The 1014-nt window shown below is 48.6% G+C and carries 2 protein-coding genes; both read left to right on the top strand.

Going from position 1 to position 1014, the window contains the following annotated elements:
- Nucleotides 1-74: 74 nt before the first annotated feature.
- Nucleotides 75-548, top strand: a complete 474-nt coding sequence (locus AACQ81_RS04010) for a helix-turn-helix domain-containing protein (RefSeq protein ID WP_237388490.1) — start codon at nt 75-77, stop codon at nt 546-548.
- On the top strand, nt 542-1014 hold a 473-nt coding region (locus AACQ81_RS04005), incomplete at its 3' end, for an IS630 family transposase (protein WP_237388489.1). The genes AACQ81_RS04010 and AACQ81_RS04005, both read left to right, overlap by 7 nt.

The following is a 1014-nucleotide window of genomic DNA, read 5'->3' as shown; positions in this document are numbered from 1 at the left end:
TAAGTTAATCAGATAAATTATCTGCATTACTGTGATAATCGATAACACGATAACCTGACTTTCTGCCTGTTCTTATGAAATCGAAGATAATACTTTCTGAGCCTGAACGAATAACATTGCAACAACTCGCTTTAAATCACCCACACCGGGACATTCGTACGCGAGGAACGGGTTTGCTCATGCTTGCCAGAGGGATCAAGCCGTCCCAGATCACCGCTGAAATAGGATGCAGTCTCCGGGTTATCTATAATTGGGTTCACATGTGGCACAATTCAGGGATAGCGGGATTATTAGGCGGTCATGCCGGAGGCCGGTATCTCGCCATGACGCCTGAAATGATTGCCACTGCGCTCGAAGCCGCCAGCGCAGAGTCCCTGACGCTAGCCCGGATAGCACAGTGCGTCGAGGCCAGGCATGGTTCCCTGCCCTGTACGCTTGAAACGCTGGCGAATACCCTGAAAAAGCAGGGACTCACCTATAAACGAACCCGCCTGTCGCTTAAAAAAAGCGCAATGAAACGGAGTTTGCTAAAAAATCTGCCTTGCTGAATAAAATTAAGGCCGGAGCACGGTTAGGGCATTACCGTCTGGTCTATTTTGATGAGGCGGGTTTTGCCGCGTCTCCGCCAGTACAATATGGATGGAGTCCACGGGGTAAGCCTCATGAAACTGAGCCTCAAGAGCATGACAGACGGTCAGTTCTGGGGGCGTTAAATTACACGGATAATACGCTGTTTTACCAGACAACGTCAGGCAGTATCACGCGAGATGACGTGATTGATTTTTTAGAGCAGCTCGCCAAACAAGGGGACAACCGCCTGACATTTTTAGTCTTGGATAATGCGCGTATCCACCATGGGATCGAGGAAAAAATCAGAAATGGCTGGTTACGAGAACACAACATGCTTTTACTCTATCTTCCCGCTTACAGCCCAGAGCTGAATCTGATTGAAATCGTCTGGAAACAGGCCAAATACCGCTGGCGACGTTTTATCACTTGGACTCAGGATACCAT

Source organism: Xenorhabdus sp. Sc-CR9 (genome assembly GCF_963897815.1).
Lineage (GTDB): Bacteria > Pseudomonadota > Gammaproteobacteria > Enterobacterales > Enterobacteriaceae > Xenorhabdus.
Note: the sequence above shows the minus strand (reverse complement) of the source record. Positions and strands in the feature narration are given on the sequence as shown.